Origin of the sequence: Streptomyces sp. MBT53, from assembly GCF_016654115.1 — a bacterium.
GTDB lineage: Bacteria > Actinomycetota > Actinomycetes > Streptomycetales > Streptomycetaceae > Streptomyces.
This window is the reverse complement of sequence record NZ_JAEQAZ010000312.1, coordinates 1-7352: the sequence shown is the minus strand read 5'-3', so window position 1 is coordinate 7352 and position 7352 is coordinate 1. Positions and strand designations below refer to the sequence as shown.

6 protein-coding genes and 1 pseudogene are annotated in these 7352 nt (G+C 70.5%); 3 read left to right on the top strand and 4 right to left on the bottom strand.

Annotated elements, in window-relative coordinates; translation table 11 throughout:
- Together JHN45_RS49260 and JHN45_RS49255 are read right to left on the bottom strand one after the other, a co-directional pair.
- Positions 1–251 (bottom strand): annotated as a pseudogene (locus tag JHN45_RS49260) (pyridoxamine 5'-phosphate oxidase family protein); the annotation flags it as partial.
- Between the two features lie 11 nt (positions 252–262).
- On the bottom strand, positions 263–712 hold the full coding sequence (locus JHN45_RS49255; RefSeq protein ID WP_201056006.1) for a VOC family protein: 450 nt from the start codon (positions 710–712) through the stop codon (positions 263–265).
- Positions 713–818: 106 nt separating this feature from the next.
- On the opposite strand from JHN45_RS49255, the gene JHN45_RS49250 reads away from it, so the two are divergent.
- Together JHN45_RS49250 and JHN45_RS49245 are read left to right on the top strand one after the other, a co-directional pair.
- Positions 819–1361 carry a CGNR zinc finger domain-containing protein gene (locus JHN45_RS49250; RefSeq protein ID WP_201056004.1) on the top strand — a complete coding sequence of 181 codons (543 nt, stop codon included), beginning with the start codon at positions 819–821 and terminating at the stop codon, positions 1359–1361.
- Positions 1362–1490: 129 nt separating this feature from the next.
- Complete coding sequence (locus JHN45_RS49245; RefSeq protein WP_201056002.1) at positions 1491–4796, top strand: S8 family serine peptidase; 3306 nt, start codon at positions 1491–1493, stop codon at positions 4794–4796.
- A 55-nt stretch (positions 4797–4851) separates the two neighbouring features.
- On the opposite strand, the gene JHN45_RS49240 is transcribed toward JHN45_RS49245, so the two are convergent.
- Both JHN45_RS49240 and JHN45_RS49235 read right to left on the bottom strand, forming a co-directional pair.
- A complete protein-coding gene (locus JHN45_RS49240) occupies positions 4852–5598 on the bottom strand; it encodes a hypothetical protein (RefSeq protein WP_201056000.1) in 747 nt (248 codons plus the stop codon).
- A 1-nt stretch (position 5599) separates the two neighbouring features.
- On the bottom strand, positions 5600–6121 hold the full coding sequence (locus JHN45_RS49235) for a sigma-70 family RNA polymerase sigma factor (protein WP_200714842.1): 522 nt from the start codon (positions 6119–6121) through the stop codon (positions 5600–5602).
- A gap of 188 nt (positions 6122–6309) precedes the next feature.
- On the opposite strand from JHN45_RS49235, the gene JHN45_RS49230 reads away from it, so the two are divergent.
- Entirely contained in the window at positions 6310–7326 is a 1017-nt protein-coding gene (locus JHN45_RS49230) for an aspartate-semialdehyde dehydrogenase (RefSeq protein WP_200714843.1), read from the top strand.
- Positions 7327–7352: the final 26 nt, after the last annotated feature.

Sequence of the window (7352 nt, the reverse complement as noted above, 5' to 3'; positions counted from 1 at the left end):
TGGGTGCCGGTGACCGAGATCTGGTGGGGGCCCGTCGCCCGTACGAAACCGGGTGGGCCGGTGAGTGGGGAGGCCCAGACCCGGTTCGTCGTCGGGTCGGCGGCGCCCAGGATCAGGAGGGGCTGGAGTTCCAGGAAGGCGGCGGCCACGGGTTTGATGCCCTGGCCGATGATCTGGCCGACGTGGTCGGCGATGTCCCGCACCCCTGCCCGGTCCTGCACGGCACGGGAGCCCGCGTGGTACGTCTGCATGGCGGTCATGGTTAGAAGAAACCGCAGGTCGGGGCCTCGGTGTGCGGGGCGGGGGCGTGTTCGGCGCCGGTCGGCACGGAGATCTCCAGGCGGGTGCCGTCCGGGTCGTGGAAGAAGATGCCGCCGGAGGCCGCGCCCTCGCGATGGGCGACCACGCCCTCGTACGCGAAGTCGGCGCCGTAGGCCTTGAGTGCCGTCTCGTAGCGCTCGACCTGCTCGATGGAGTCGGCCGTGAAGGCGAGGTGGTGCAGGCCGGCGCGGTCGCCGCCGTACGGGCCCTGCGCCTGCTGCCAGAGGGTGAGGACGGGGTGGTCGCCGCCGTCGCCGAGGAACGCGTACCGGCGGTCGTCGTCCTCCTTGCCCTCGGCGAGTACCGCGAAGCCGAGGACGTCCCGGTAGAAGGCGAGCGAGCGGTCGAGGTCGGTGACGTTCAGGCCGATGTGGCCGGCGTGCAGGGTCATGGAGGCTCTCCTCTGATCTAACCGTTGTGAGTGACATTAACGGTTAGAATCGAGAGGGTCAACCAGTCACGTACTCTTGACCGGTTAGATCAGAAGGGACACCTCCGTGACCACGACCCCCGACCCCCGCCCGCTCATCGGCGAACCCCTCGCCCTCGATCTGCTCAACACGCGGTGGATGAAGGACGGGGTCGTGCAGGATCTGCTCTCCGGCCCCCGCGGGCTCGCCGTATGGCTCGGCTCGGCCGGGCTCGGCGAGCGGTTCGAGGCGAACCCGATCACCCTGGCGCACACCAAGATCGCGCGCGACGCGCTCCACGTGGTGGTGGAGGGCTCACTCGCGCAAGGCGCGGAGAACCTCGACCTCGTGCTCGACCAGGGCCGGATCCGGGCCACGCTCACCGCCGAAGGGCCGGGCGAGATCCCCGAGTTCGACGACCCCCGGTGGGGTCCCGGCTGGCTGGCCGCCCGCAACTACCTGGAGTTGCTCGCCGCCGCCCCCGACCGCATCCGCCGCTGCGCCCACGAGGCGTGCATCCTGCACTTCTACGACACGTCGAGGAACGGCACCCGGCGCTGGTGCTCGATGGCGGCCTGCGGCAACCGCGCGAAGGCGTCCCGCCACTACACGCGCGTCAAGGAGTCCTGAACCCCCTGCCGGACAGGGGGTTTTCCCCATACATCCATATCGATTCGGTCAACACTTCCCAAACAACTGTTCCTTGGGTAAAGCTGTGCGCTCGTCCGGCACTGGATTCTTCACCTACAAGGGATGCCGATGACCCTCAACCCCAAGAGACGTGTGGCCCGAATATCCGTGGCCGCCGGTCTCGTCGCCGCGCTCTCCGCGGCCGGGCCGATACCCCTGGCCTTCTCCGCCGACGCACCGTCCACCACCGCGCCCACCGCGGACGGGACCGTCAAGTCCGCCGCCGCCAAGCTCGGTTCGGACGACGCCGATCTGCTCGCCACGGCCAAGGCCGACGGCGACAAGAACGTCACGATGATGATCGCGACCGCTCCGGGCCAGACCGAGCAGGTCGCCGACCAGCTGGACGCGGTCAAGGGCGGCACCGTGGGCCGCACCTACGACAAGCTCGGCTACGTCCGCGCGACCGTCCCGACCGCCAAGGCGGACGCGGCGATCGCGGCCGCCGCGAAGCTGTCCTCGGTGCACGGCATCGACCTGCGCCAGGAGATCGCGCTCGACGACCCGACGCCGAGCGCCGACACCGCGACCAGTGCCAAGAGCGCCAACAAGGCGACGACGAAGGCCACTTACTCGGGGCCGAGCAAGAGCACGCCCGCCGAGAACCCGTACAACCCGTCCTTCGAGACGGGCGCCGTCGACTTCGTGAAGAAGAACCCGAAGGCGGACGGCCGCGGCATCACCATCGGCATCCTGGACTCCGGTGTCGACCTCGGTCACCCGGCGCTGCAGAAGACCACCACCGGCGAGCGCAAGATCGTGGACTGGGTCACCTCGACCGACCCGGTCAACGACGGCGACGCCACCTGGCGGCGGATGACCACGGCCGTCTCCGGCCCGGCGTTCTCGATCACCACGGCCAGTCAGGGCACCGAGAACTTCAAGGCGCCCGCGGGCGACTACAAGTTCAGCTACTTCGCCGAGTCCGCCACCACCGGCGGCGACGAGAAGGGCGACCTGAACCGGGACGGTGACACCACCGACGTCTGGGGCGTGCTCTACGACGCCGCCGCCGGCACCGTCCGCGTCGACCTGAACGACAACCTCGACTTCACCGACGACACGCCGATGAAGCCGTACAAGGACGGCTACCAGATCGGCTACTTCGGGACGGACAACCCGGCGACCGACGTCGTCGAGCGCGTCCCGTTCGTCGTCGAGATCCGCAAGGACGTCGTCTACAACGCGGCCGGCGCGAAGGCGGACTACGTCAACATCGGCGTCATCGAGTCCGAGCACGGCACCCACGTCGCCGGTATCACCGCGGCCAACGGCCTGTTCGGCGGCAAGATGAACGGCGCGGCCCCGGGCGCGAAGATCGTCTCCTCGCGCGCCTGCACCTGGACCGGCGGCTGCACCAACGTGGCGCTCACCGAGGGCATGATCGACCTCGTCGCCAACCGCGGTGTCGACATCGTCAACATGTCGATCGGCGGCCTGCCCGCCCTGAACGACGGCAACAACGCGCGCGCCGAGCTGTACACGCGGCTCATCGACACCTACGGCGTGCAGCTCGTGATCTCGGCCGGCAACTCCGGCCCGGGCGCCAACACGATCGGCGACCCCGGCCTGGCCGACAAGGTGATCTCGGTCGGCGCGGCCATCTCCAAGGAGACCTGGGCCGCCAACTACGGCTCCCAGGTGGAGAAGAAGTACCAGCTGCTGCCGTTCTCCTCGCGCGGCCCGCGTGAGGACGGCGGCTTCACGCCGACGCTCGTCGCGCCCGGTGCCTCGATCAACTCCACCCAGACCTGGCTGCCGGGCTCCCCGGTCGCCGAGGCGGGCTACACCCTGCCGGCCGGCTACTCGATGCTCCAGGGCACCTCGATGGCCTCCCCGCAGGCCGCGGGCGCCTCGGCGCTGCTGCTGAGCGCCGCCAAGCAGAAGCACATCGCGCTCACCCCGGCGACGCTGCGCACCGCGCTGACCTCGACGGCCCATCACATCAAGGGCGTTCAGGCCTACGAGGAGGGCGCGGGCCTCATCGACATCGTGGACGCGTGGCAGTCCATCAGGGACGACGCCACCGCCCACGAGTACACCGTCAAGGCCCCGGTCGACACCGCGATCGACTTCGCGCTGAAGACCCCGGGCTTCGGCACCGGTCTCTACGACCGCGAGGGCGGCCTCAAGGCCGGCGCGAAGAAGACGTACGACGTCGTCATCACCCGAACCACGGGCAGCGACAAGGCCGTTCGGCACGAACTGAGCTTCGCGAACAACGCCGGTGGCACCTTCCGCATCGTCGGCTCGGACGAGGTCAAGCTCCCGCTGAACCAGCCGGTCACCGTCAAGGTGCAGGCGGCGCCGAAGAGTTCGGGCATCAAGAGCGCGATCCTTGAGGTCGACGACCCGAGGACCGAGGGCGTCGACAAGCAGATCCTGACGACGGTCGTGGTCTCCACCCCCGTCAACTACACCTTCTCCAAGTCGAGTTCGGTGCAGCGCAACAGCACGCAGTCGTACTTCGTGACCGTCCCCGCGGGCGCCAAGGCCCTTGAGGTCGCGATCGGCGGGCTGAAGGACAAGAGCCAGACGCGGTTCATCTCGATCCACCCGTACGGCGTTCCGGTCGAGGACACCGGCACCCCGTACTGCTACAACAACTACCTCGACGGCAACGGCTGCAAGCCCGACGTGCGGTCGTACGCCGACCCGCAGCCCGGTGTCTGGGAGATCGAGGTCGAGGCGCGCCGCACCTCGCCGCTGCTCGACAACCCGTACAAGCTGGACGCCACCGTCCTCGGCGCGGCCTTCGACCCGGAGACCGTGACCGTGCCCGAGGCCAAGGTCGGCGTCCCGGCCACCGCCTCGTGGAAGGTGACCAACAACTACGCGGCCCTGGACGGCACGTTGAAGGGCGGCCCGCTCGGCTCCTCGCTGACCGCGCGGCCCACCATCACCGAGGGCGTCACCCAGACCACCACGGTCGACGTGCCCGCCGGCGCCACCTCCCTGGACGTCGCCATCGGCAACGTCTCGGACACGGCGGCGGACCTGGACCTGACGGTGAAGAACGCCGCCGGTACGGTCGTCGGCCAGTCCGCCGACGGCGACTCGGAGGAGGCGGTCTCGATCGCCAACCCGGCCGCCGGGACGTACACCGTCGAGGTCGCGGGCTACTCGGTGCCGTCCGGCTCGACCGCGTACGACTACCGGGACGTGTTCTTCTCCCCGGCGCTCGGCACGGTCTCCGTCGACGCTTCGACGCCGGTGAAGCTCGCCACGGGCGCCTCGGCGACCGTCTCCGGCAGCGTCACGGCCCTGGCCCCCGCTCCTGAGGGACGCGAGTTCTTCGGCCAGGTCCAGCTGGTCAACGCACGCGGCACGGTCGCGGGCCTGGGCAGCGTGAAGATCGAGAAGGTCACGTCGTAGCACGACGTACGACAGACGGGGCGGGCGTCCGTGCGGGCGCCCGCCCTTCTCGCTGTCAGCCGGCCGGGCAGGTGACCGCACCGGCGTGCTCCAGGGCGTCGACGATCGTGGCGCGGTCCGCGGCGACGGCCTCGCCGACCACCCAGAGGTTCGCCGTGGCCGAGCCCTTCGGGACTCCGACCAGCACATGCTGGCCCTGGCGCGGCGCCGGGTTCGCCCCGGCGGGCAGCACGACCGTGACGTCGGCCGGGCCGTGCACGGGCCGGTAGGAGCGGGTGACGGCGACCGTGATCCGCTTGCGCGGGTCGGAACTCGGCTGCACGCCCGTCACGGTCCCCTCGACGAGGAGGCTGGAGCAGGCCACGTACAGCTCCGGGTCGGACAGCGGCCCCGGGGCCTTGGAGCCCTCGTCGGCGCCGCCCGCCGCCTTCGAGTCCGCGTTGCTGCTCGACGCGGAGTTCATGCCGCCGTTGTGCGCGACCAGCCAGGAGAGCCCGGTGACCATCCCCGCCACCACCGCCAGCGCGAGCGTGCCGTAGGCGAGGACGCGCAGCACGGGACGGCGCCGCCGGGCGGGACGCCGCAGCGTACTCACGCGTTCGGGTTCCGGTCGCGGCGGCGGGGCGGAGAGCGCCTCGCCGATGATCCCCAACTGCTCCCGCAGCAGCGCCACATCGGCCGTCGCGGCCCGGTGCTCGGCCATGAAAGCGGCGTCCGCGCGGGCCGCCTCAGGCACCGGCTCGCCCGTGATCGCGGCCATCAGCGCGTCCACGCCGTCGTATTCCTCGTTCTGCGTGGCCACGTCACACCACCTCGTCCTCGTGCAGCCGGTCGCGCAGCGCGCGGACCGCCGTGTGCAGCCTGCTCTTGACCGTGCCCTCCGGGATGCCCAGCTCGTGCGCTATGGAACGCACCGGCAGGTCGGCGAAGAAGCGGAGGACGAGGACCTGGCGCTGCTGGTCGGGCAGCTCGTCCAGGCCCTGCGCCACCGCCATGGACAGGACACTCGTGTCCTCGCCGGAGGGGTGCTCCAGCTGACGCAGGGAGGCCAGCCGCTCCCCCACCCGCTCCTGGCGGCGCTTGGCCCGGTGCCAGTCCATGGCGAAGTTCGAGGCGACGACCGCCGCCCACGCCGAGACGTCGCGGGGCGCCTCGTCGCCCTTCGCCGCCCGCTCCAGCAACCGCAGCCGTACCTGCTGGACCCCGTCCGGCAGATCCGCCTGCGGGACCCCGCCGAGCGCGAGTACCGCCCGCACCCGCCGCTCCTGAGCCGCGTCCAGAGGATCGTCACCCTCCCGGACCCGGCGGGCCATTCTGCGCAGCACAAGCCACCCCCTTCCCGCGTTTCCTCTACGACGCCGCAGCGCACGGAAACGTTCGGAGACGTAGGTCACACTGGCAAGGGCCGTGTCCCACTCCTCGGGCATGCGGGGCAAAGAATTGGACAGGTGGACCCGGGGCGGCCGCATGATGGAAACGCCGCAGATGTACAGGAACAGGTGAAGGAGTCGCAGTGAGGGTCGGAATCGTCGGAGCCACCGGTCAGGTCGGCACGGTCATGCGCAGGATCCTCGTCGAGCGGAACTTTCCGACGACCGAGCTGCGCTTGTTCGCCTCGGCCCGTTCGGCGGGGACGGTCCTCGACGGTGTGACGGTGGAGGACGCGGCCACCGCCGACTACTCCGGCCTCGACATCGTGCTGTTCTCGGCGGGCGGCGCGACCTCGAAGGCGCTGGCCGAGAAGGTCGCCTCGCAGGGCGCGGTCGTCATCGACAACTCCTCGGCCTGGCGCAAGGACCCGCAGGTCCCGCTGGTCGTCTCGGAGGTCAACCCGCACGCGATCGTCGACCGCCCCAAGGGCATCATCGCCAACCCGAACTGCACGACGATGGCCGCGATGCCGGTCCTGAAGCCGCTGCATGCGGAGGCGGGGCTCGAGGCGCTGGTCGTCGCCACGTACCAGGCGGTGTCCGGTTCCGGTGTGGCCGGTGTGGCCGAACTGCACGGGCAGGCGCTGAAGGTCGTCGCCGACGCGGACAAGCTCGCGCACGACGGCAGCGCGGTCGACTTCCCCGAACCGCAGGTCTACAAGCGGCCCATCGCGTTCAACGTGCTGCCGCTCGCGGGCTCGATCGTCGACGACGGGCTGAACGAGACCGACGAGGAGCAGAAGCTCCGCAACGAGTCCCGCAAGATCCTGGAGATCCCGGAACTGAAGGTCTCCGGCACCTGTGTCCGGGTCCCGGTCTTCTCCGGCCACTCCCTCCAGGTCAACGCCCGTTTCGCCCGCCCGATCTCGGTCGAGCGCGCGACGGAACTCCTCGCCGGCGCCCCGGGTGTCGCCCTCTCCGACATCCCGACCCCCCTCCAGGCCGCCGGCCAGGACCCGTCCTACGTCGGCCGCATCCGCCCCGACGAGACGGTCGACCACGGCCTCGCGCTGTTCATCTCCAACGACAACCTCCGCAAGGGCGCCGCGCTGAACGCGGTACAGATCGCGGAACTGGTGGCGGCGGAGCTGCGGGGCTGACCCGGCTTTTTCTCGCCCCCGCCGCC